25 protein-coding genes are annotated in these 20,920 nt (G+C 61.7%); 4 read left to right on the top strand and 21 right to left on the bottom strand.

Going from position 1 to position 20,920, the window contains the following annotated elements; all coding sequences use genetic code 11:
- Window positions 1-5 precede the first annotated feature (5 nt).
- The 17 genes from rpmC to GGR38_RS01370 all read right to left on the bottom strand — a co-directional run bounded on the left by rpmC (window position 6) and on the right by GGR38_RS01370 (window position 11,699).
- Complete coding sequence (gene rpmC / locus GGR38_RS01290; protein WP_172249275.1) at window positions 6-209, bottom strand: 50S ribosomal protein L29; 204 nt, start codon at window positions 207-209, stop codon at window positions 6-8.
- Entirely contained in the window at window positions 209-643 is a 435-nt protein-coding gene (gene rplP / locus GGR38_RS01295) for a 50S ribosomal protein L16 (RefSeq protein WP_168603824.1), read from the bottom strand. The genes rpmC and rplP overlap by 1 nt, the downstream gene beginning before the upstream one ends.
- 17 nt (window positions 644-660) lie before the next feature.
- Window positions 661-1,356, bottom strand: coding sequence for a 30S ribosomal protein S3 (gene rpsC / locus GGR38_RS01300; protein ID WP_172342599.1), 696 nt, complete (start codon window positions 1,354-1,356; stop codon window positions 661-663).
- Between the two features lie 3 nt (window positions 1,357-1,359).
- On the bottom strand, window positions 1,360-1,737 hold the full coding sequence (gene rplV, locus GGR38_RS01305; protein WP_172342600.1) for a 50S ribosomal protein L22: 378 nt from the start codon (window positions 1,735-1,737) through the stop codon (window positions 1,360-1,362).
- Entirely contained in the window at window positions 1,737-2,015 is a 279-nt protein-coding gene (gene rpsS, locus GGR38_RS01310; protein WP_168603827.1) for a 30S ribosomal protein S19, read from the bottom strand. The genes rplV and rpsS overlap by 1 nt, the downstream gene beginning before the upstream one ends.
- A gap of 6 nt (window positions 2,016-2,021) precedes the next feature.
- Window positions 2,022-2,858: a 50S ribosomal protein L2 gene (gene rplB, locus GGR38_RS01315; RefSeq protein ID WP_172342601.1), complete on the bottom strand. Its 837-nt coding sequence runs from the start codon at window positions 2,856-2,858 to the stop codon at window positions 2,022-2,024.
- 12 nt (window positions 2,859-2,870) lie between these two features.
- On the bottom strand, window positions 2,871-3,176 hold the full coding sequence (locus GGR38_RS01320; RefSeq protein WP_168603829.1) for a 50S ribosomal protein L23: 306 nt from the start codon (window positions 3,174-3,176) through the stop codon (window positions 2,871-2,873).
- Entirely contained in the window at window positions 3,169-3,798 is a 630-nt protein-coding gene (rplD, locus tag GGR38_RS01325; protein ID WP_183621905.1) for a 50S ribosomal protein L4, read from the bottom strand. Before rplD ends, GGR38_RS01320 begins: the two co-directional genes overlap by 8 nt.
- Before the next feature lie 3 nt (window positions 3,799-3,801).
- Window positions 3,802-4,527 carry a 50S ribosomal protein L3 gene (gene rplC / locus GGR38_RS01330; protein WP_183621907.1) on the bottom strand — a complete coding sequence of 242 codons (726 nt, stop codon included), beginning with the start codon at window positions 4,525-4,527 and terminating at the stop codon, window positions 3,802-3,804.
- Window positions 4,528-4,802: 275 nt separating this feature from the next.
- On the bottom strand, window positions 4,803-5,114 hold the full coding sequence (gene rpsJ, locus GGR38_RS01335) for a 30S ribosomal protein S10 (protein WP_091146544.1): 312 nt from the start codon (window positions 5,112-5,114) through the stop codon (window positions 4,803-4,805).
- A gap of 122 nt (window positions 5,115-5,236) precedes the next feature.
- Window positions 5,237-6,427, bottom strand: a complete 1,191-nt coding sequence (tuf, locus tag GGR38_RS01340; protein WP_183621909.1) for an elongation factor Tu — start codon at window positions 6,425-6,427, stop codon at window positions 5,237-5,239.
- 148 nt (window positions 6,428-6,575) lie between these two features.
- The gene (gene fusA, locus GGR38_RS01345; RefSeq protein WP_172342605.1) at window positions 6,576-8,648 is read right to left on the bottom strand and encodes an elongation factor G; all 2,073 of its coding nucleotides are present in this window, start codon (window positions 8,646-8,648) and stop codon (window positions 6,576-6,578) included.
- A 101-nt stretch (window positions 8,649-8,749) separates the two neighbouring features.
- Window positions 8,750-9,220 (bottom strand): 30S ribosomal protein S7, encoded by a 471-nt coding sequence (gene rpsG / locus GGR38_RS01350; protein WP_172342606.1) that lies wholly within the window; start codon window positions 9,218-9,220, stop codon window positions 8,750-8,752.
- A gap of 48 nt (window positions 9,221-9,268) precedes the next feature.
- Window positions 9,269-9,640, bottom strand: coding sequence for a 30S ribosomal protein S12 (gene rpsL, locus GGR38_RS01355; protein WP_168603835.1), 372 nt, complete (start codon window positions 9,638-9,640; stop codon window positions 9,269-9,271).
- A 451-nt stretch (window positions 9,641-10,091) separates the two neighbouring features.
- Window positions 10,092-10,244, bottom strand: a complete 153-nt coding sequence (locus GGR38_RS01360; protein WP_183621911.1) for a hypothetical protein — start codon at window positions 10,242-10,244, stop codon at window positions 10,092-10,094.
- A gap of 108 nt (window positions 10,245-10,352) precedes the next feature.
- Window positions 10,353-10,751 (bottom strand): hypothetical protein, encoded by a 399-nt coding sequence (locus tag GGR38_RS01365; protein ID WP_183621913.1) that lies wholly within the window; start codon window positions 10,749-10,751, stop codon window positions 10,353-10,355.
- Between the two features lie 117 nt (window positions 10,752-10,868).
- On the bottom strand, window positions 10,869-11,699 hold the full coding sequence (locus GGR38_RS01370) for a 23S rRNA (adenine(2030)-N(6))-methyltransferase RlmJ (RefSeq protein ID WP_183621915.1): 831 nt from the start codon (window positions 11,697-11,699) through the stop codon (window positions 10,869-10,871).
- Between the two features lie 311 nt (window positions 11,700-12,010).
- Here GGR38_RS01370 and GGR38_RS01375 point away from each other — a divergent pair, with 311 nt between their 5' ends.
- Window positions 12,011-12,745, top strand: a complete 735-nt coding sequence (locus GGR38_RS01375; protein WP_183622346.1) for a sulfite exporter TauE/SafE family protein — start codon at window positions 12,011-12,013, stop codon at window positions 12,743-12,745.
- 5 nt (window positions 12,746-12,750) lie between these two features.
- Here GGR38_RS01375 and GGR38_RS01380 read toward each other — a convergent pair whose 3' ends face one another.
- Window positions 12,751-13,131, bottom strand: a complete 381-nt coding sequence (locus GGR38_RS01380; RefSeq protein WP_246404161.1) for a ribonuclease HI — start codon at window positions 13,129-13,131, stop codon at window positions 12,751-12,753.
- A gap of 247 nt (window positions 13,132-13,378) precedes the next feature.
- Entirely contained in the window at window positions 13,379-14,320 is a 942-nt protein-coding gene (locus tag GGR38_RS01385) for a carbon-nitrogen hydrolase family protein (RefSeq protein ID WP_183621919.1), read from the bottom strand.
- A 391-nt stretch (window positions 14,321-14,711) separates the two neighbouring features.
- Between GGR38_RS01385 and GGR38_RS01390 the strand changes: the two genes are divergently transcribed.
- Both GGR38_RS01390 and GGR38_RS01395 read left to right on the top strand, forming a co-directional pair.
- Window positions 14,712-15,932, top strand: coding sequence for a DUF2235 domain-containing protein (locus tag GGR38_RS01390; RefSeq protein WP_183621921.1), 1,221 nt, complete (start codon window positions 14,712-14,714; stop codon window positions 15,930-15,932).
- Window positions 15,933-16,011: 79 nt separating this feature from the next.
- Entirely contained in the window at window positions 16,012-17,835 is a 1,824-nt protein-coding gene (locus GGR38_RS01395; RefSeq protein ID WP_183621923.1) for a diguanylate cyclase, read from the top strand.
- A gap of 261 nt (window positions 17,836-18,096) precedes the next feature.
- Here GGR38_RS01395 and rplL read toward each other — a convergent pair whose 3' ends face one another.
- Complete coding sequence (gene rplL, locus GGR38_RS01400) at window positions 18,097-18,474, bottom strand: 50S ribosomal protein L7/L12 (RefSeq protein WP_183621925.1); 378 nt, start codon at window positions 18,472-18,474, stop codon at window positions 18,097-18,099.
- A 111-nt stretch (window positions 18,475-18,585) separates the two neighbouring features.
- On the bottom strand, window positions 18,586-19,101 hold the full coding sequence (gene rplJ, locus GGR38_RS01405; protein WP_172343206.1) for a 50S ribosomal protein L10: 516 nt from the start codon (window positions 19,099-19,101) through the stop codon (window positions 18,586-18,588).
- 405 nt (window positions 19,102-19,506) lie between these two features.
- Here rplJ and GGR38_RS01410 point away from each other — a divergent pair, with 405 nt between their 5' ends.
- Window positions 19,507-20,166, top strand: coding sequence for a methyltransferase family protein (locus tag GGR38_RS01410; RefSeq protein WP_221226949.1), 660 nt, complete (start codon window positions 19,507-19,509; stop codon window positions 20,164-20,166).
- The last annotated feature ends 754 nt before the right edge of the window (window positions 20,167-20,920 follow it).

Raw genomic sequence — 20,920 nt, forward strand, 5'->3', positions numbered from 1 at the left:
CCTCCTTACGCCTTCGCTGCAACAGAACGCTCACTCTGAAGCGTCTTGATGCGGGCGATATCACGGCGCACTTCCTTGATGCGTGCAGGACGCTCAAGCTGGTTGGTGGCGGCCTGGAAGCGCAGGTTGAAAGCCTCGCGCTTCAGATCGCCCAGCTCGGCAACCAGCTGGTCATCGCTCTTGCCACGCAGATCAGCGATCTTGGACATTATTCGCCTCCCAGGTGCGAGGTGTCGCCAAGCTTGGCAACAACCTTGGTCTTGATCGGCAGCTTCATCGCGGCGCGCTCGAACGCACCAGCGGCCAGCTCGCCCGAAACGCCGTCCAGTTCGAACAGGATCTTGCCCGGCTTGACGCGAGCAGCCCAATATTCGATCGAACCCTTGCCCTTACCCTGACGGACTTCAGCAGGCTTCTTCGAGACGGGCAGATCGGGGAACACGCGGATCCACAGGCGGCCCTGACGACGCAGGTGACGCTGAATGGCACGACGTGCAGCTTCGATCTGACGAGCGGTAACCCGCTCCGGTTCCATGGCCTTGAGGCCATAGGAACCGAAGTTCAGGTCGGTGCCGCCCTTGGCGTTGCCGTGCAGACGGCCTTTAAACGCCTTGCGGAACTTGGTCTTCTTCGGTTGCAACATGATCTGTTACCTCAACCTCAACGTGCAGGACGCACGCCGGAGGTCTGGGCCTCCATCATGAGACGGTCCTGCGCCATCGGATCGTGACCAAGGATTTCGCCCTTGAAGATCCACACCTTGATGCCGATGATGCCATAGGCGGTCAACGCCTCGGCTTCGGCATAGTCGATGTTAGCACGCAGAGTGTGCAGCGGAACGCGGCCTTCGCGGTACCATTCGATACGCGCGATTTCAGCGCCGCCCAGACGGCCCGAGCAGGTGATCTTGATGCCTTCGGCACCAAGACGCAGCGCGGACTGAACCGAGCGCTTCATTGCACGGCGGAAGGCAACACGGCGGATCAGCTGATCAGCGATGCCCTGAGCGACAAGCTTCGAGTCGACTTCCGGCTTGCGGATTTCGACGATGTTCAGCTTGACGTCGCTGCCGGTGAACTTGGCGAGCTGAAGGCGCAGCTTTTCAATGTCTGCACCCTTCTTGCCGATGATCACGCCCGGACGAGCAGCGAAGATCGACACGCGGCACACCTTGGCGGGACGCTCGATCACCACCTTCGAAATCGCGGCCTGCGGCAGCGACTTGAAGATGAACTTGCGCATCTTGAGATCTTCCTCAAGAAGCTTGCCGTAGCTGCGACCTTCCGCATACCAGCGGCTGTCCCAAGTGCGGTTGATCTGCAGGCGCAGACCGATGGGGTTGCTCTTATGACCCATGGATCAAGCCTCCTGAACTTCGCGCACCACGATGCGCAGACGGCTGAAGGGCTTCAGGATGCGGGTGGACTTGCCACGGCCGCGGGTGTGGAAGCGCTTCATCGTGATCGACTTGCCGACCGAAGCCTCAACCACGACGAGGCTGTCCACGTCGAGGTTGTGGTTGTTTTCGGCGTTGGCGATGGCCGAAGCCAGCACCTTGCGAGCGTCAACCGCCATGGCCTTCTTCGAGAAGGTCAGGATGTTCAGCGCATCTTCAGCCTTCTGGTTGCGGATAAGCGCCGCAACCAGGTTGAGCTTCTGAGCCGAGCCGCGGATCTGCGTACCGACCGACAGGGCTTCGTTGTCGCCAACGCGACGGGGAGCTTTAGGCTTGCTCATCAGCGCTTGCCCTTCTTGTCAGCGGCGTGGCCGGGGAACGTGCGCGTCGGCGCGAATTCGCCCAGCTTGTGGCCGACCATGTCCTCATTCACGGACACGGGGATGAACTTATGCCCGTTGTAGACGTTGAACGTCAAACCAACGAACGTCGGCAGGATCGTCGACCGACGCGACCAGGTCTTGATCGGGCCGGCACGGTTGCCAGCATCCTGGGCGACCTCGGCCTTTTTCAGCAGGTGCAGGTCGACGAAAGGACCTTTCCAGACGGAACGAGCCATTGTCGATTACCTCTTCTTCTTCGCGTGACGCGAGCGGATGATCATGCCGTCAGTCTTCTTGTTATGACGGGTGCGAGCGCCCTTGGTAGGCTTGCCCCACGGCGTAACAGGATGACGACCGCCCGAAGTACGGCCTTCACCACCACCATGCGGGTGGTCGACCGGGTTCTTGGCGACGCCGCGGGTAAGCGGACGCTGGCCAAGCCAACGGTTACGACCGGCCTTTGCAAGGTGCGTGTTGGCGTTGTCGGGGTTCGACACGGCGCCAACGGTGCCCATGCAATCGCCACGCAGGTAGCGCTGTTCGCCCGAGTTCAGACGAACGATCACCAGACCACGGTCACGGCCCACGACCTGCACATAGGTGCCGGCCGAACGAGCGATCTGACCGCCCTTGCCCGGCTTCATTTCCACGTTGTGGATGATGGTGCCGACAGGGATCTGCGACAGAAGCATGGCATTGCCGGGCTTCACGTCGGTCTTTTCGCCAGCGACAATGGTGTCGCCAACGGCCAGACGCTGGGGAGCGATGATGTAGGTCTGCTCACCGTCTTCGTACTTGACGAGGGCGATGAACGCGGTGCGGTTGGGGTCATATTCCAGACGCTCAACGGTTGCCGGCTGGTCCCACTTGCGGCGCTTGAAATCGATGAAACGATAGCGCTGCTTGTGGCCACCGCCGATACCGCGGCTGGTCACGTGACCCTTGTTGTTACGACCACCGGTCTTGCTCTTACCTTCGGTAAGCGCCTTGACCGGCTTGCCCTTCCACAGGGCGCTCTTGTCAACCAGGACGAGGCCACGACGGGCCGGGCTGGTCGGGTTATAGCTCTTGAGTGCCATGTTCTACCGCCCTCAGATCCCGCTGGTCACGTCGATCGACTGGCCTTCAGCCAGGGTCACAACGGCCTTCTTGACGTCGGTGCGCTTGTAGGGCTTGCCCTTCCAGCGCTTGGTCTTGCCCTTCTGGGTCAGGGTGTTCACACCCGTCACCTTCACGCCGAACAGAGCCTCGACCGCAGCCTTGATTTCAGGCTTGGTCGCGCGTTCGGCCACTTTGAAGACAACAGCGTTGTTCTCAGAGAGCAACGTGGTCTTTTCAGTGATGTGGGGCGCCACGATCACGTCGTAATGACGCGTGTCGATGCTGTCCTTAGCCATTGAAACGGGCCTCCAGCTTCTCGACAGCGGCGCGGGTCAGCACCAGCGTGTCATGCTTCAGGATGTCGTAAACGTTCGCGCCCACGGCGGGCAGAACATTCACGCCGACGATGTTGCCGGCAGCGCGAGCGAAGTTTTCGTTCACCGCTTCGCCGTCGATCACCAGCACCTTGCCGGCAAAGCCGGCCGTGGCGAGCGTGGCAGCAAGAGCCTTGGTCTTGGCTTCGGCCAGTTCCAGGTTCTCAACGATCACCAGACCACTGTTGACCTTCGAGGACAGGGCCAGCTTGAGACCAAGCGCACGGACCTTCTTGTTCAGCGAGATGTTGAAGTCACGGACGCGAGGACCATGAGCCTTACCACCGCCGATGAAGATCGGAGCCTTGCGGTCGCCGTGACGGGCAGTACCGCCACCCTTCTGGTTGCCGAACTTCTTGCCGGTGCGGGCCACATCGCTGCGCTCGCGAGCGCCGCGGGCGGTGCCGCGACGGTTTTCCAGCTGCCAGGTGACAACACGGTGGAGAATGTCAGCGCGCGGCTCGAGGCCGAACACCGCATCGTTCAGTTCGATTTCGCCAGCAGCGGCCGAACCGTCGAGGTTTTGCAGAGTTACCTTGACCACGACTTAGCCCTCCTGACCTTCGGCAGCTTCGACAGCCGGAGCAGCATCGACCACAGCCGACTTGATCGCGGCGGGGTACGGAGCGTCGGCATGACGAGCAACCTTGACCGAATCGCGGACGAGCAACCAGCCGTTCTTCGCGCCGGGCACAGAGCCCTTGACGAAAACCAGGCCGCGCGCGTCATCGGTGCGGACAACTTCGAGATTCTGCTGGGTGCGCTGACGATCACCCTGATGACCGGCCATCTTCTTGTTCTTGAAGACGCGGCCCGGATCCTGACGGTTACCCGTCGAACCATGCGCACGGTGAGAGATCGACACACCATGGGTGGCGCGCATACCGCCGAAGCCCCAGCGCTTCATAGCGCCCGAGAAGCCCTTACCCTGAGTGTGGCCGGTGATGTCAACCAGCTGGCCCGACACGAAGTGCGAGGCGGCGATGGTCGAACCAACTTCCAGCACGGCGTCATCGGCCACGCGGAATTCGGCAACTTCCATCTTCAGCGGAACTTCAGCCTTGGCGAAGTGCTCGCGCTGCGGCTTGTTGACATTCTTTTGCTTGGCGGCGCCCGCACCCAGCTGCAGAGCGACATAACCGTCGCGCTCAGCGGTACGAACCGAAACCACCTGGCAGTCTTCCAGCGACAGAACAGTCACAGGAACGTGACGTCCATCTTCCTGGAAAAGGCGGGTCATCCCCACCTTCTTAGCGATCACGCCGGTGCGCATGACCTTTTACTCCTTACAGAGGCCTGCAGCGGACCATCCCCCACAGGCGTGTTCAACCCAATGTACGAAGCGGACCCCGTCCGGGTCGAGTGCCAGGCCATCTCAGGCTCAGCAAGACGGGGGACGCTGCCCGGAACAAGTGCTGATCCAAGGACCAGCGAGACTTCCGGAGGTATCCCATTTTCCTTTGCAGGCTTAGCCGCGCAGGCACCATTTCTGGCAAACAGCCGAATCAAAATCGGCCAGAGGTCGCGCCCTTAGCAGACGCAATCCCTTTATGCCAGCTTGATTTCAACGTTGACGCCTGCAGCGAGATCGAGCTTCATCAGCGCATCGACGGTCGCGGCGTTGGGCTGAACGATGTCCAGCAGACGCTTGTAGGTGCGAACTTCAAACTGCTCGCGCGACTTCTTATCGATGTGGGGTCCGCGGTTAACGCAGAACTTCTCGATCTTGGTCGGCAGCGGAATGGGCCCGCGGATGAGTGCGCCCGTGCGACGGGCGGTGTCGGCGATCTCGCCGGTGGCCTGATCCAGCACGCGATGATCGAATGCCTTCAGGCGAATGCGGATGTTTTGAGCTTCCATGTCCTGCTACCGATGAGAAAGAGCCAAAAAAGAAAGAGTGCCCTTCGCTGCTACAGCAAAGGGCTACCCTTGAAAACCGGAGCCCGGAAGCGACGAATCACCTCCGGGCTGCGCGGCCTATATTACTTCGTGATCTTCGCCACAACCCCCGAACCGACGGTACGGCCGCCTTCGCGAATAGCGAAGCGGAGACCCTCGTCCATGGCGATCGGCGCGATCAGCTCAACCTGGAGCTTCACGTTGTCGCCGGGCATCACCATTTCGGTGCCCTCGGGCAGCGTGACCGAGCCGGTCACGTCGGTGGTGCGGAAGTAGAACTGCGGACGATAGTTGGCGAAGAACGGCGTGTGACGGCCACCTTCGTCCTTCGACAGCACGTACACTTCCGATTCGAAGCTGGTGTGCGGCGTGCAGGTGCCGGGCTTGGCCAGAACCTGGCCACGCTCAACGTCTTCACGCTTGATGCCACGGCACAGAGCGCCGATGTTGTCGCCGGCTTCACCCTGATCGAGCAGCTTGCGGAACATTTCCACGCCGGTCACAGTCGTCTTGGCAGTAGCCTTCAGACCGATGATTTCGACTTCTTCACCAACCTTGATGATGCCGGTTTCGACGCGGCCGGTCACAACCGTACCACGACCCGAGATCGAGAACACGTCTTCGACGGGCATCAGGAACGGACGGTCGGTCGGACGGGGGGGCTGCGGAATGTAGCTGTCGACAGCTTCCATCAGCTTGTAGATCGACTGCTTGCCGATGGCATCGTCACGACCTTCGAGAGCGGCCAGAGCCGAACCCGGGATCACGGGGATGTCGTCGCCGGGGAAGTCGTAGGACGACAGCAGCTCGCGGATTTCCAGTTCGACGAGTTCGAGGATTTCCTCGTCGTCAACCTGGTCGACCTTGTTCATGTACACGACCAGAGCAGGCACGCCGACCTGGCGAGCGAGCAGGATGTGTTCGCGGGTCTGCGGCATCGGACCGTCAGCAGCGTTCACCACCAGGATCGCGCCGTCCATCTGGGCGGCACCGGTGATCATGTTCTTCACATAGTCAGCGTGACCCGGGCAGTCGACGTGAGCGTAGTGACGGTTGGCGGTCTCGTATTCCACGTGGGCGGTCGAGATCGTGATGCCGCGCTCGCGCTCTTCGGGAGCCTTGTCGATGTTCGCGTAGTCCGTGAACGTCGCGCCACCGGTTTCGGCCAGCACCTTGGTGATGGCAGCGGTCAGCGTGGTCTTGCCGTGGTCAACGTGACCGATGGTGCCGATGTTGCAGTGCGGCTTGGTCCGCTCAAACTTAGCCTTAGCCATGTTTCAAACCTTCTTTTCGTTCAAATGAGATTTCTGCACGAGACGGCACCTGCCAGACTCGCCTGAAATTCAGGCGCCGCCCCTAGCCTGATCTGTCGGCGCTGGCAAGCGCATGTTGCACCCCAGCCCCGACAGCATCAACTTAAGCTCAGGCCATCTTGGCCTTCAGCTCGGTGGCAACGTTCGCCGGCACTTCGTCATAGTGCGAGAACTGCATCGAGTACTGGGCGCGGCCCTGGGTAAACGAACGCAGCTGGTTCACGTAACCGAACATGTTGGCCAGCGGCACCATGGCCTCGACAACCTGTGCGTTGCCGCGGCTGTCGGTGCCCTGGATCTGACCACGGCGGCTGTTGATGTCGCCGATCACGTCGCCCATGAATTCCTCAGGGGTGACGACTTCGACCTTCATGATCGGTTCCAGCACCTTGATGCCCGACTTCTGAGCCACTTCGCGCATGGCGCCGCGAGCACAGATTTCGAACGCCAGAGCCGACGAGTCGACGTCGTGGTACGCGCCGTCATACAGCACGATTTCGAAGTCGATGATCGGGAAGCCGATGAGCGAGCCGGTGGCGGCCGTTTCACGGAAACCCTTTTCAATCGCGGGGATATATTCCTTGGGAATATTACCGCCCTTGATTTCGTCCTTGAAGGTGATGCCGCTGCCGCGTTCGCCCGGCGACACCTTGACCTTCACGCGACCGAACTGACCCGTACCACCCGACTGCTTCTTGTGGGTGAAGTCGATGTCGACCGGCTTGGCCAGATATTCGCGATAAGCCACCTGCGGAGCGCCGACGTTGGCTTCGACCTTGAACTCGCGACGCATACGGTCGACGATGATGTCCAGGTGAAGTTCGCCCATGCCCTTGATGATGGTCTGGCCCGATTCGTGATCGGTCGACACGCGGAACGAGGGATCTTCAGCCGACAGACGATTGAGCGCAACGCCCATCTTTTCCTGGTCAGCCTTGGTCTTGGGTTCCACCGACAGTTCGATCACCGGCTCGGGGAATTCCATGCGTTCCAGCACGATCGGCTGACGTTCGGCGCACAGCGTGTCACCGGTCGTCGTTTCCTTCATGCCGGCCAGAGCAATGATGTCGCCCGCAAAGGCTTCGTCAATGTCCTTACGCTCGTTCGCATGCATTTCCAGCATACGACCGACCTTTTCCTTCTTATCCTTCACCGAGTTCAGGTAGGTGCCCTTGGTGAGCGTACCCGAATAGATGCGGATGAAGGTGAGCGAGCCCACGAAGGGATCGTTCATGACCTTGAAGGCCAGAGCCGAGAACGGAGCCTCGTCGGTGGCGGGACGGCTGTCCTTCTCGTCGCTGTCCATCTTGACGCCCTGGACGTCAGGAATGTCGAGCGGCGAAGGCAGATAGTCGACCACGGCGTCGAGCAGGGGCTGAACGCCCTTGTTCTTGAACGCCGAACCGCAGCACACGGGGACGAACGACTGGTTCAGCGTGCCCTTGCGGATCAGCTTCTTCAGCGTTTCGGCATCGGGCTCGTTGCCTTCGAGATAGGCTTCCATCGCGTCATCGTCCTGCTCAACAGCAAGTTCGATGAGGCGCGAACGGTACTCGGCAGCTTCGTCGGCCAGATCGGCGGGGATTTCTTCGTAGAAGAATTCGGCGCCCAGCGATTCATCCTTCCAGATGATCGCGCGGTTGTTCACCAGATCGACCAGACCCTTCAGATCGGCTTCGAGACCGATCGGAATGTACAGCACGGCCGGCTTCGCACCCAGGCGGTCGATGATCGACTGCACGCAGTACTTGAAGTTGGCGCCCGTACGGTCCAGCTTGTTGATGAAGCACATGCGGGGAACGCCGTACTTGTCAGCCTGACGCCACACGGTTTCCGACTGCGGCTCCACGCCGGCAACGCCGTCGAAGCACGCAACGGCACCGTCGAGCACGCGCAGCGAACGTTCGACTTCAATCGTGAAGTCGACGTGGCCGGGGGTGTCGATGATGTTGATGCGGTGGTCGTTCCAGAAGCAGGTCGTCGCGGCCGACGTGATCGTGATGCCGCGTTCCTGTTCCTGCTCCATCCAGTCCATCGTGGCGGCGCCGTCATGGACTTCGCCGATCTTGTAGGACTTGCCGGTGTAGTAAAGGATACGCTCGGTCGTCGTGGTCTTGCCAGCGTCGATATGCGCCATGATGCCGATATTACGGTACATCGAAAGCGGATGGCTGCGTGCCATGGGGTTTTCCTTGGTTTCGGACGAGGATGATCCCCGCCCTTAGGTTCGGAATAGTGACAAACCTGTGACGGAGCCGCCAAAACGGCTCCGTCCCAAAGCCTTTACCAGCGGTAGTGCGAGAAGGCGCGGTTCGCATCCGCCATGCGGTGCGTGTCTTCGCGCTTCTTGACCGCGCTGCCGCGGTTGTTGGCCGCATCCAGCAGTTCGCCCGACAGGCGAGCCGACATCGTCGTTTCGCTGCGGTTGCGAGCGGCCGTGATCAGCCAGCGGATCGCCAGAGCCTGGGCGCGCTCGGGGCGCACTTCGACCGGAACCTGATAGGTCGCACCACCAACGCGGCGGCTGCGGACTTCGATCTGCGGCTTCACGTTGTTCAGGGCGTCATGGAACAGCTGCACCGGGTCAGCCTTGGCGCGGGTCTGCATGGTGTTCAGCGCGCTGTACACGATGGTTTCCGCAACCGACTTCTTACCGTCGAGCATCAGGTTGTTCATGAACTTCGAAAGGACCTGATCACCATGGACGGGATCAGGCAGGATTTCCCGCTTCTCGGGACGACGACGACGTGACATCGTTTGTATTCCTTAAATCTGTAAGACCAAAAAGAAAGGCGTTTGGCCTTACTTCGGACGCTTGGCGCCGTACTTCGAACGGCTCTGCTTGCGGTTCTTCACGCCCTGCGTATCGAGAACGCCGCGCAGCACGTGGTAACGCACGCCGGGAAGGTCGCGCACACGACCGCCGCGGATCAGAGCAACCGAGTGCTCCTGAAGGTTGTGGCCTTCACCCGGGATGTACGAAATGACTTCGCGACCGTTGGTCAGACGGATCTTGGCCACCTTGCGAAGAGCCGAGTTCGGCTTCTTCGGGGTCGTGGTGTACACGCGGGTGCAGACGCCGCGCTTCTGGGGGTTCTGCTCAAGAGCGGGAACCTTGCTCTTGGCCTTCTGCGGCTCGCGCCCGTGGCGGATCAGCTGGTTGATAGTAGGCATTGAATCTCTTCACCTTGTTTGCATGACGGCGATACGCCGCCACAAAAGCGCCCTTCCGATGCGCACCCCAATGGCAACGCTCTTCCGGTGCGAACAAGCCATGGGCCCCGAAGGCAACATGGCCATCTGGCGCCCTGTGCATGGATGAAGGAAACGAACCCGCCAATGCGAATCGGCCGGCGCAAAGGCGCCAAGCCACGCAAAAACGAACCGAAACGCTCCACCCCACCCAAAGGCGCCGGGTTACTTTGACGGATTACATCAGGATTTCAGCGAGATACCCCGCAAAACCCGACACGCACCGGCAATGTTCAGCTCTCTTATGCCGAGGCATGGACAGGCCACACCCCGCAAGAATGGGCGCGCCCTACGCCTATTTGCCGCGCAGGTCAAGGATTGCGGGGCACAGCCGGGGTCCGAGCCCAACCCACGCCCCAGCCCCCTACCCCATTCAGGCCGATTTTGCCTTATGCGCACGCAACAATTCATCCAGTTCGGCGATGCGCTGCCGCTCCGGCGTGTCCTTGGCCAAGCCCTTCAGGCGGCAAGTGGCCCACAGCTTCTTGCGCTCGGATTCCAGCGCTTTCAAATAAAGATCCGCCATGATGCCTCCATAATGCCAACCTGCCTTAGGGCATGGGGAGGCCCGGGGGTAGTGGTTTATCGCGGCGAGGGGCCGTATGGCTATGGTGTTTTAAAGCCTGCGGCGCGTTTAACGGGCGCAATAGGCGTAATTGCCGGCGCGGCATTGGCCCGCCGCATAGCGCCATTCGGCAAGGTCGCGCTCATAGTCGCGGCGGCTTTGCGCATAATCGGCCGCATCGCGCCGCGCACCATAGCCGGACTCATACGAAGTCTCTTCATAGTCGGAGCGCCCCTGTCCCTGGCCCTGCCCTTGGGCCTCGCGATAGGCCGCCCAGTCCTTGGCATAACCGGCATCGCGCTTGCGCACATAGGCAAGCTGATTGCGGTTCAACCGCGCAATCTCAGCCTTGTCACGCGCCCGCGCCGCCGCGCTGCGCATCGCCGGATCATGCGGATCATCCGCCATCGCCACCCCCGGCGACAACGCCGCCGCCATCATCGCACAAGCCGCCAGATATGCTTTCATGATTGTTTTTCCCTGAAACCCGATGGGCCGGGGAATATCTGGCGGGGCGTGCATGGCGCAAGCGGGATGCGGTGAGGCGTTAGGCGGTTCGTCGCATACGTGGGGCGACGTAGGCTTTTAATCGCTCAACCAATCGGCTGTGAGCTCACCCCTATGCCCCTCCGGCGCCAGCGCGGCGCGCAGGGCTTCCAGCAGAGGCGGCAGCGCCTGCGTAAAGGCGTAGGGCGGGTTGACGATAAACAGGCCCGCGCCGTTATAGATGCCGGGCTGATCGCTGTCGTACAACCAATGCTCCACCGTCAGAAATTTCGGTATGCCGAGCCTGCGCAACTTGTGTTTCCACTGCGCATGCGTGGGGCGCTCCTTCAGCGGATACCAGATCACCGTCACACCATGCGCCCATTTGCGGTGAGCGGCGGCCAGCGTCGCCGTGATACGGGCGCGTTCGTCCGTCTGCTCATAGGGCGGGTCGACCACCACCACGCCGCGAGACGTCCGCGTCGGCACCATCGCCAGCCAAAGCTCATAGGCGTCGCGCTCATGCACGGCAGCTTGTGTGTCGCGCATGACGCCGCGCAGGGCATAGGCGTCCTCGGGATGCTTTTCGTTGAGGATCAGCACATCCTGCGGGCGCAGAAGCTGCGCCAGAAACCGCGGCGATCCGGGATAGAGGCGCTGCTCGCCCTCGACATTCACCGCCTGTACGGCGGCGCGATAGTCGTCCAGCAAAGGGTTCGTGTCGGCAAAGGCCCGCAGCACGCCCTGCGTGGATTCGCCGGTGCGCTGAGCCTGATCGCCGTGAAGGTCGTACAGCCCGCAGCCGGCATGGGTGTCAATCAGGGTCAGCGCCCCCTCTTTTTGCTGCAAGGCCCGCACAAGGGCGATCAGCAGGCTGTGCTTCACGACATCGGCGCTATTGCCTGCATGGAAGGAATGGCGATAATTCATGGTGATACGAAATCCTGATGATCTGCCTTTATACGCGCTGCCGGGCGCGGAAGCCGAGCGCGACAAGGCTGAAGCAACGAATCCGGCGCTCATATAGAGTCGCGCACAAACCTTCAAAGCACTTCTGCGTGAGACATCAAACCCGCGCCTGTCGTCATCACCACAGGCACAATCCGGGCGCATGGGAATGTTCGATCATTAATGGAGCGCGCGCCAAAGTGCCCGGTTCGGGATAGCCATGCCTGCGGGTTGGCCTTATGAGGCGGTTTCCCTCCCCCGGATAAAAGGTGTTGATCGTGCTGGATAACCCGATGGCGATTGTCTGCGCGGTGCTGGCCGTGGTGGTGTCGGGCATGGCCAAGGGGGGCTTTGCCGGGCTTGGCGGTTTGGCGATGCCGATCATGGTGCTGGCCAATGCGCCGGTGGAAAGCGCGGCGGTGATGCTGCCGATCCTGATCGTGCAGGATGCGGTCAGCGTGTGGTCGTTCCGGCGGCATTGGTCGGGGGCGGTGTTGAAGGTGATGATGCCGGGGATGACGCTGGGCGTGGCGCTGGGCTGGCTGTTTTCGCGCAGCGTCAGCGAGAAGGCGGTGCTGCTGGCGGTGGGCGTAGTGTCGCTGTTGTTCGGGGTGCAGCGCATGTGGAACGAGCGTGGCGGGCGCAGCGCCCTGCCCTCGAATTCGCCGGGGTGGGTGGGCGTGTTGTTCGGCACATTCTCCGGCTTTGTCAGCCATATCGCCCATGCGGGCGCGCCGCCGTTTCAGATGTATGTGCTGCCCAAAAAGCTGGAGCGCGATGTGCTGGTGGGCACGACCGCCATCGCCTTTGCCTATATGAACTGGATCAAGGTGCCCGCCTATATGGCGCTGGGGCAGTTCACGCGGGCCAATCTGGTGCATTCGGCCATGCTGATGCCACTGGCGCTGCTCAGCACATGGGCGGGAGTCTGGGTGGTGCGGCGGGTGGATGCGGCGCGCTTCTATCGGATCATCTATGCGATGATGATCGTGGTGGGGCTGAAGCTGATGTGGGACGGGATCGGTTGACGGCCTTAGCGCGGGTGCCTTGAGGCCAGCGCGATGCCGGCGAGGTTTTGCTGGCGCTTGATCCAGCGGATGCGGGCCGGAGGGCGGTTTTCGACAAGCGCAGCGAAAGTGGCGGCGTGACCCTGCTCGCGGGCGCCATCGCGCATCGCCCGGTTGGCGTGATCGACCACCTCCAGCGCATCGCCGATCAGTTCGACATGCTCCAGACCCAGCGCCTGCGACAGTTTCACCGCCTCGATCAGCGCCAGCCATTCGGCATCCTGATTGTTGCCATGGCCAAGGTCGAACCAGTGGGCATGGCCCCGAATGACCACGGCGGCTTCGATGGCGCCGGGGTTGGGGCGGCAGCCGCCGTCGAAGAAGATTTTGATGCGGGGGTGGGTCAAGTTTGTGCCTCCGGCGGGCAAAGGGACTGGTCCCTTTGCAATCCCGTTAATGGGGTAGTGCAGGATTTGCGGCCTAGCAGCAAAAGGCGATGGTTTCAAAAGCCTGCGGCGCGGCGAACGTGCGCTGATAGGCGCCGCAGGCTTTACAAGCATATACCCAGCCACAAAGCTTCCGTTCTGGCACAACAATGACAGTATCGGGATTGCAAAGGGGCCCCGCCCTTTGCCCGCCGGAGGCAAAATTCTCCTACCGCAAAACCACCACCTCGACCTCAGGCAATACCCCAGCCCCCGGCTGAACCGCCCAGTCGCGATGGGTCAGGATCGAACCATCCGCCCGCCAATCCGCCACGCGGGCCGGATCGACCAAAGCATAGACCCACTGCGCCGCCCCTTCCTCGCCCAGCGCGAGCACGCCATCGACGGGCATATCGACCCCGGCGGCGGGCTTCGCATCGGGCGGGCCATAGAGCCCCGCCGCGCCCCGGTTGACATCCACCGCGGGCGACCATCGCGCATCCCCCACCGTGGGCGATTGCAAGACAAAGCACTGATTTTCCAGCGCGCGGGCCTGCGCGCCGATGCGCACGCGCCAATAGCCGTGGAGGCTGTCGGTGCAGGAAGGCGCGAGAATAAGATCGGCCCCGGCCTGCGCCAGTGCGCGTGCCAGCAGGGGGAATTCACTGTCATAGCAGATGGTGATCCCTATCCGCCCCAGCGCCGTGTCGAACAGCCGCAGCCCGCCCCCGATGGCGCCGGCGGGGGAAACGCCCCATTGCTCGGCCTCGAAACGGGTCATCATGATCTTGTCCTGATGGCTCATCGCCCCTGAAGGTGCAAAGAAGCGCGCCCGGTTGACGTAATGATCCCCTGCTCGGCAGGGCGCGCTGGCCGCCAGAATATGGACGCCGTGCTCACGCGCCAGTTGACCATGCAGCGCGTCCACCCGAGGCAGCAGGTCCGACACCGCGCCAAGGCCGGCATGCAGATCCGACTTACGCGCCCGGTCCAACGCTGCCAGCTCCATCGCGCCATATTCGGGAAAGACCAGCAAACCCGCCCCTTGCCCCGCCGCTTCGCCCACCCATCGGCGCAGCTTGGCCTCATAGGCGGCCCAATCGGCCAGATCATCAATCGGATATTGCGCGATTGCCGCCAAAAATGGGGCGGTCAGAAAGAAAGCAGTCATGCCCCGAATGTGCGAAGGCATGGGCGAGGCGGCAAGGAAGAAAAACTTGGGTGGGATGGGAAGATAAAGACGATGCCTCGGGCGGGCAAAGGGCGGCGGCCCTTTGCAATCCCGTTATTGGGGTGGTTGGGCGTCGGCAATGTTGCGTCAAAAGCTATGGTTTCAAAGGCCTGCGGCGCGGCGATCTGGCGCTGATTGGCGCCGTAAGCTTTAAAAACATGTCCTCACACATCAGGCCGCCCCAATAACGCAAACGGGGTTGCAAAGGGATAAGCGCCTTTTCCCGCCGGAGGCAAGCCTTAGACCCTTCCCTGTACTTCTTCATAACTCCAGCCATCTTGACGCCTCATAGTAACAATGAGACCCTCTCCTTCAAACAAAGGGGGCATTTATGGCGAAATCCATTCTGTTCTTTGCCGACGGCACATGGCAGGGCGCCGATAGCGGCAGCAAGTCCAATGTATTGACCCTGTTTCAGGCGCTGGCGGGCGAGAATACGCTGGGCGGGCTACGCGATGATGAGCAGGAGAAGGCTTTTGCCGGGTCCGATGATGCGCCCCCTCATGTCGCCAAATATATTCACGGCGTGGGTGATGGCGGCAATTGGTGGAGTAATCTGGTGGGCGGGGCCTTTGGCGCGGGGCTGATCTTCCGCGTGCTGCGCGGCTATACGTTCATCAGCCGCCAGTATCAGCCGGGCGACCGGATCTATCTGATCGGCTTCAGCCGAGGGGCCTATACGGTGCGCGCGCTGGGCGGGCTGATCGCGCGGATGGGGCTGCTCGACTGGGCCGGGCTGGGGCTGGAAAACACGCCCAACAATGCGCTGGGTCACCGCTATGCCAGCGCGGCCTGGCACAATTACATGGTCCTGCGAAAATCCGAGGAGCCGCCCGTCGGCCTCTTCGGCGCGTTACAGGCGATGATTGCCGAGGGCGACGATCAGGCCCGCGATGCCGGCGAGTTGACCCCGCGCTATGTTGCCGATGTTTCCATCGACACGATTGCGGTGTGGGATACGGTGGGCGCGCTGGGCATTCCCAAACCGGTTTTGATGAGCAAGGCGCGCCACGATTATCTCAAATTTGTCGACAACAAGCTGAGCGACAAGGTCCGCCATGGCCTGCATGCCGTGGCCATCGACGAGCGGCGGCGCGATTTCACCCCCACCCTATGGGCTCCGCGCGATGGGGTAGTGCAATGCCTGTTTGCGGGCGCCCATGCCGATGTCGGCGGCGGCTATGAGGACCGCGACGACAATGCCGCGCTGGCCACCATCACGCTGCACTGGATGGCCGCGCAACTGGGGCTGGACGACGGCACGCGTCCGGGCTTGCGCTTTGCGTTGGGCGCTCTGGGCGAGCGCGCTCATCTGGGGCCCAGCCACAGGCCATGGGACCGGCCCGCCTATTGGCTGCGGCAAAAGAATGACCGCGAGTTGCCGTGCAAGGACCCGGTGATGGATTGCACCCACCTGCCCTATGCGCCCGAGGTCAAGGCACGGCTGGGTCAGCAGGTGATGGTGGTTTCCGATGGTTGGTTCGGGCGCCGGACCATCACCTATCAGCCGGGCCCGCTGACCACGGGGGGTTATTTCAACGCCGCGCCATGATGCAAAAAGCGGAGGATTACGCAGGGCCAACTCAATCTCATTTTAAGCATCTTATAACATAAGCTTGTTAGTTGGCCCTATGTTTGCATCGCTCTCCGCCCGCATCTATGCCCTTGGCGCCCTGGTTTTGCTGGCGCTGGCCTCTTTTGCGGCCATTCTGGTCGATTCTTCGCGGCAGGCGGGCGAGGCCGTGCAATGGGCCAACCATTCCTCGGCCGTTATCGAAACCACGCAAATTGCGCTCAACCAGTTGCGCTCGGCCGAATCGGGCACGCGCGGCTATATCCTGACCCGCTCGCCCACTTTTGCCACCTCGTTTGATGAAGCGGTGAACAACGCCGATCTGAATATCGGTCGTGTCGTGGCCATGACGCGCGACAATCCGGCCCAGTATGGTCGCGCGCAGGAATTGGCCAAACTCATCAAGGATCGCTGCGAGATGCTGCGGCAATCGGTCGATCTGGGCCGCCGCGACGATTTCTCCAAGGCGCAGGCCAAGATCGCCAATGGGCAGGGTCGCGAATTGATGGATGCCGTTCTGGTGCGTACACGCAACTTTCTGGACAATGAGCGCGCCCTGCAATCCAGTCGCACCGAGGCAGTGAACGAGCGCCTGCGCTGGACCGAGGGGCTGACGCTGGGGGGCGCGGGGCTGGTGGCACTGCTGGTGGTGATCGGCTTCCTGCTGCTGATCCGCGGCATCGACCGCCCGCTGGCCGCCGTGCTGCGGGTGATGACCGATCTGGGCAATGGCCAGCGTTCGGCGCGGATCGGCGAGGCGATGGGATCGCGCGAATTTTCCGAACTGGCCCAAAGCTATAATGCCATGGCCAACCAGTTGGAGCGCGCGGTGGCCGATCAGGTGTCGAGCGAAACGCAATTGCAGGAGGCCAATGCCGAATTGCAGCGCAACAGCGAAACCCTGCGCCAGCGCGGCGGGGTGATCGAGATGCTGGGCGGGATGGCCCACCGGATGCAGGCGGCTCGCACCGATGATGAACTGGCCCAGATCATCCGCGTTTTCGTGCCCCGCGTGCTGCCCGGCATTCCGGGCGCGCTCTATGCTCATAACAATTCGCGCAATCTGTTGATCCCGATTGCCGGATGGGGCGGGATGGAGGCCGACAAGGAAGGCTTTGCCCCCGAGCAATGCTGGGCGCTGCGCCGGGGCCAGAGCCACTTTCTGCGCGAAGTGGGCAGTGATATCGTGTGCAGCCACGCCGATCCCGACGAGATCTATCACTGCGAACCGCTGTTGGCAGGCGGCGAAGTGATCGGCGTCCTCTATCTGCATGGCACGGTCGAGGATGAAACGCGCTTTCGCCTGACAGTGCTGGCCGAAAACATCGCCTCGGCGCTGGTCAACCATCGTCTGCAGCGCTCGTTGCGCGAACAGACGATCCGCGACCCGCTGACCGGCCTGTTCAACCGGCGCTATATGGAAGAGACGCTGACGCTGGAAATCGCCCGCGCCACCCGTTCAGGCGTGCCGCTCAGCGTGGTGATGTGCGATATCGACCACTTCAAGCGCTTCAACGACGAATTTGGCCATGATGCGGGCGACGCCGTATTGCAGGCCGTGGCGGCGGAGTTGAAAAAGCAGTTCCGCAGCGGTGATGTCATCTGCCGCTTTGGCGGCGAGGAATTCACCATCATCGCACCCGGCACCACCGCGCAGGTGTTGATGGACCGCGTGGAACAGGTGCGTCAGGCCGTGGGCGAAATCACTGTGCGCCAGAAAGGCCGCACGCTGGGCCTGATCAGCATGTCCTTCGGCATCGCCAGTTGGGCCTCCGGCATGGACGGCAATGGCGAGGCGTTGATTCAGGCCGCCGACGTGGCGCTCTATCAGGCCAAGCGCGAAGGGCGCAACCGGGTGATTGTGAACGGGACGGTGGCGTAAAAACCTGCCTCCGGCGGGCAAAGGGACTCGTCCCTTTGCAATCCCGGTACTGTGAGCCTGGCGCCATCGAAGGGGCGTTATGTGCTGGCGGGAGGTTACGGGATTTGAAAGCCGCTGCGCGGCAAGTAAATGTGGCAGAGTTTGAAAGAGCAGACTCTATCAAAGGCCTGCCCGAAACCGCCGACAAACGCAAAAAGGGCGGCCCCATAGGAGCCGCCCTTCCTGTTCGGTCGGAAGATCCGACCGGCGATCGTTGAAATCTTACTTGATTTCGACGGTGCCGCCGGCTTCCTCGATCTTCTTCTTGATGTCTTCGGCTTCAGCCTTCGACACGCCTTCCTTGACGGCCTTGGGAGCGCCTTCAACGAGGGCCTTGGCTTCGGTCAGGCCGAGCGAGGTGATCGCGCGGACTTCCTTGATGACCTGGATCTTCTTGCCGCCGTCGCCGGTCAGGATGACGTCGAATTCGGTCTTTTCTTCAACCGCAGCAGCAGCTTCGCCGCCAGCGGCAGGAGCAGCAACAGCAACAGCAGCAGCAGCCGAAACGCCCCAGGCTTCTTCCAGAGCCTTGGCGAGGTCAGCGGCTTCCAGAACGGTCAGAGCCGACAGGTCTTCAACGAGCTTGGCGATATCAGCCATGATAATTACTCCAATGTTGTTTACCGGGCGGCGGATCCGCCAAACCCGGATAAATAGGGTTCAAAAGTCTTACCTGCACAGAGATGGACGGGCCGGGGCCCGACGCAAATCTTACGCAGCGTCCTTGTCGGCATAGGCCTGGAACACGCGGGCCAGCTTGGCCGCCGGAGCGGTCGTGAGCTGAGCCAGCTTGGTGGCAGGTGCCTGAACAAGGCCGATAAGCTTGGCGCGCAGTTCGTCGAGCGAGGGCATCGAGGCCAGAGCCTTAACACCATCGGCGTCGAGAACGACGTTACCCAGCGACCCGCCGACGATCTCGATCTTGTCGGTCGTCTTGGCGAAGTCCACCACAGCCTTGGCAGCGGCAACCGGATCGACCGACCACGCAAGCGCGGTGGGGCCGGTCAGGAGGTCGCCGATACCAGCGTAGTCGGTGTCCTGGGCAGCAAGCTTGGCAAGACGGTTCTTCGCAACCTTGTAGGTGGCGCCGGCTTCACGGATCTTGCCGCGCAGCACAGTCGACTGTGCCACGGTGAGGCCGAGGTTGCGGGTGACAACCACCACGCCGACCTCGTTGAAGACCGCGTTGAGCTGGGCGACCGATTCGGCTTTCTGCGAACGATCCATGCCTTACTCCTTCACAAATGGCCCATCGGCAAAAGCCTCCGGGCCGGCTACTTTGTCCATGCAGGACACGCAAAAGCGCATCCGCAGGGGCGGTTGGGTCCGTGACAAAGGGAAGGAGTTGCGACAGGCCGCCCCAAAGGAGCATGGCCGATAAGCCGCGATAGGGGCGAAAACGCCCATAATCTCTTTTCCCCGTCTAGGCTGGAAATTAAGTGAGGCCAATTCCCCACACCAACTGTCTCGGACGGATGAGCCTGCGGGCATGCCCGCTGACTTCCGGGGCGCCATTAGCAGATGCGGAACCAGAGTCAAGCGCCCCGTTCCTAGGGGGTTATTAACCATCGAGGCCGTAATCCTTGATGCATCGGGCGGGACACCCCCACCCCGCGCATAGGGCCAGCAGTTTTGACCATAAACGCCGCCATTCCCGCCCCCGATCAGGGCCCGCTCGACCGCGCCTTTGCCCGCGCCAATCCGCGCGTGCTGGACCGGATCGAACAGGGGCTGATCCTCGTGCTGTGGCTGGCGCTGGTCAACCGCGTGGCCCATTCGATCAATGGCTATGCGCCGCTGGTGCTGATTTCCGAAACGGCGGTGATGGCCTTCACCCTCATCCGCCGTCCCACGCAGAATATCTCGCTGCGCCTCGGCGACTGGCTGCTGGCCATCGCGGCCACCGCCGCCCCGCTGATGATCCAGCCGGGGCTCGACATGTTCCCGATGATCGCCCCCCTTGGCATCGCGCTGGTCCTGCTGGGCAACGTCGTGCAGGCGCTGGCCAAACTCTCGCTGCGCCGCAGCTTCGGCATCGCGCCGGCCAACCGCGGCGTCAAAAGCGACGGCCTCTACCGCTTCGTCCGCCACCCCATGTACGCAGGCTACCTCGCCGTCCACATCGGCATCATGATCCTCATGCCCAGCCTGCTCAACCTCGTCCTCTACACCATCGGCTGGTGGGCCCAGATCCTGCGCCTGCGCGCCGAAGAAGCCCTCCTATCCCAAGACCCCGCCTATCAGGCCTTCATGGGCAAGGTGCGCTATCGGCTGGTGCCGGGGGTGTTTTGAGAGGGGCGTGAGGGGTTGTTGATGCCTCCGGCGGGCGCTTTTTTGATGCCTCCGGCGGGGGTTTTGTGATGCCTCCGGCGGGCAAAGGGACTTGTCCCTTTGCAATCCCGTTACTGTCTTTGTCGTGCCAGAACGGCGACGTTGCGTTTGGCGCGATAGGTCGGATTTGAAGGCCGCTGCGCGGCGGGGGATGTCGGCCAAGTTAGAGCTTGCAGTCAGTAGAGGTTGTCCGCAGCATAGATTTCCCCTCCCATACAGGGAATGAGCCAGTGCTAATCCGCCGGTTATACTACGTAACTCTGGGTTTTTGCATAGGCTACGCCAGCACTAATGCTTGGGCAGGTTCGGCACCTGATAAATACGGCAAGAATAAATGCGCACCAGCCGTATCAAGCTGGATGCCGCAAGGCAGTCAGTTCGGCGAATTGATGTGGTTTAATGCAATAAGTGTAACTCCAGCACACTCCACATGGAACGAGTCCATCGTTAGCGAAAGCCGCCTCCAGCGCATGTTGATCAAGGCGTCTCGCAGCCAATGGGGCGGTTTCGTTCTGATCGTTTCACCTTCAACGTCATGCACGAGGGTAGCTGCTCTCAGGCGAGCGGTATCACAGCGTATGAAATGCGGCCCAAACCGAATTTGCGTGGAATATTCGATGTCAGAATGGGAAGCGACACAGCCGCCGCCGCCGCCACCTCATCATGTCCGCTAGGGTATCCTGCCCGGACAGCCTCCTTCCTCCCGCGAAGCGGC

The organism is Novosphingobium sediminicola (assembly GCF_014196525.1).
In the GTDB taxonomy this organism is placed as follows: Bacteria; Pseudomonadota; Alphaproteobacteria; order Sphingomonadales; family Sphingomonadaceae; genus Novosphingobium; species Novosphingobium sediminicola.

Bases quoted from the DNA above. Each gene is read 5' to 3' on its own strand.
- GGR38_RS01360 (WP_183621911.1), bottom strand. From the start codon at position 10,244: ATGGCGGATCTTTATTTGAAAGCGCTGGAATCCGAGCGCAAGAAGCTG.
- tuf (WP_183621909.1), bottom strand. From the start codon at position 6,427: ATGGCTAAGGCTAAGTTTGAGCGGACCAAGCCGCACTGCAACATCGGC.
- GGR38_RS01320 (WP_168603829.1), bottom strand. From the start codon at position 3,176: ATGGCTAAGGACAGCATCGACACGCGTCATTACGACGTGATCGTGGCG.
- GGR38_RS01365 (WP_183621913.1), bottom strand. From the start codon at position 10,751: ATGAAAGCATATCTGGCGGCTTGTGCGATGATGGCGGCGGCGTTGTCG.
- rplB (WP_172342601.1), bottom strand. From the start codon at position 2,858: ATGGCACTCAAGAGCTATAACCCGACCAGCCCGGCCCGTCGTGGCCTC.
- rpsJ (WP_091146544.1), bottom strand. From the start codon at position 5,114: ATGGAAGCTCAAAACATCCGCATTCGCCTGAAGGCATTCGATCATCGC.
- rplV (WP_172342600.1), bottom strand. From the start codon at position 1,737: ATGAGCAAGCCTAAAGCTCCCCGTCGCGTTGGCGACAACGAAGCCCTG.
- rplC (WP_183621907.1), bottom strand. From the start codon at position 4,527: ATGCGCACCGGCGTGATCGCTAAGAAGGTGGGGATGACCCGCCTTTTC.
- rpmC (WP_172249275.1), bottom strand. From the start codon at position 209: ATGTCCAAGATCGCTGATCTGCGTGGCAAGAGCGATGACCAGCTGGTT.
- fusA (WP_172342605.1), bottom strand. From the start codon at position 8,648: ATGGCACGCAGCCATCCGCTTTCGATGTACCGTAATATCGGCATCATG.
- GGR38_RS01375 (WP_183622346.1), top strand. From the start codon at position 12,011: ATGGCGATTGTCTGCGCGGTGCTGGCCGTGGTGGTGTCGGGCATGGCC.
- rplL (WP_183621925.1), bottom strand. From the start codon at position 18,474: ATGGCTGATATCGCCAAGCTCGTTGAAGACCTGTCGGCTCTGACCGTT.
- rpsG (WP_172342606.1), bottom strand. From the start codon at position 9,220: ATGTCACGTCGTCGTCGTCCCGAGAAGCGGGAAATCCTGCCTGATCCC.
- rpsS (WP_168603827.1), bottom strand. From the start codon at position 2,015: ATGGCTCGTTCCGTCTGGAAAGGTCCTTTCGTCGACCTGCACCTGCTG.
- GGR38_RS01385 (WP_183621919.1), bottom strand. From the start codon at position 14,320: ATGACTGCTTTCTTTCTGACCGCCCCATTTTTGGCGGCAATCGCGCAA.
- rplP (WP_168603824.1), bottom strand. From the start codon at position 643: ATGTTGCAACCGAAGAAGACCAAGTTCCGCAAGGCGTTTAAAGGCCGT.
- GGR38_RS01395 (WP_183621923.1), top strand. From the start codon at position 16,012: ATGTTTGCATCGCTCTCCGCCCGCATCTATGCCCTTGGCGCCCTGGTT.
- rplJ (WP_172343206.1), bottom strand. From the start codon at position 19,101: ATGGATCGTTCGCAGAAAGCCGAATCGGTCGCCCAGCTCAACGCGGTC.
- rpsC (WP_172342599.1), bottom strand. From the start codon at position 1,356: ATGGGTCATAAGAGCAACCCCATCGGTCTGCGCCTGCAGATCAACCGC.
- rpsL (WP_168603835.1), bottom strand. From the start codon at position 9,640: ATGCCTACTATCAACCAGCTGATCCGCCACGGGCGCGAGCCGCAGAAG.
- GGR38_RS01370 (WP_183621915.1), bottom strand. From the start codon at position 11,699: ATGAATTATCGCCATTCCTTCCATGCAGGCAATAGCGCCGATGTCGTG.
- GGR38_RS01390 (WP_183621921.1), top strand. From the start codon at position 14,712: ATGGCGAAATCCATTCTGTTCTTTGCCGACGGCACATGGCAGGGCGCC.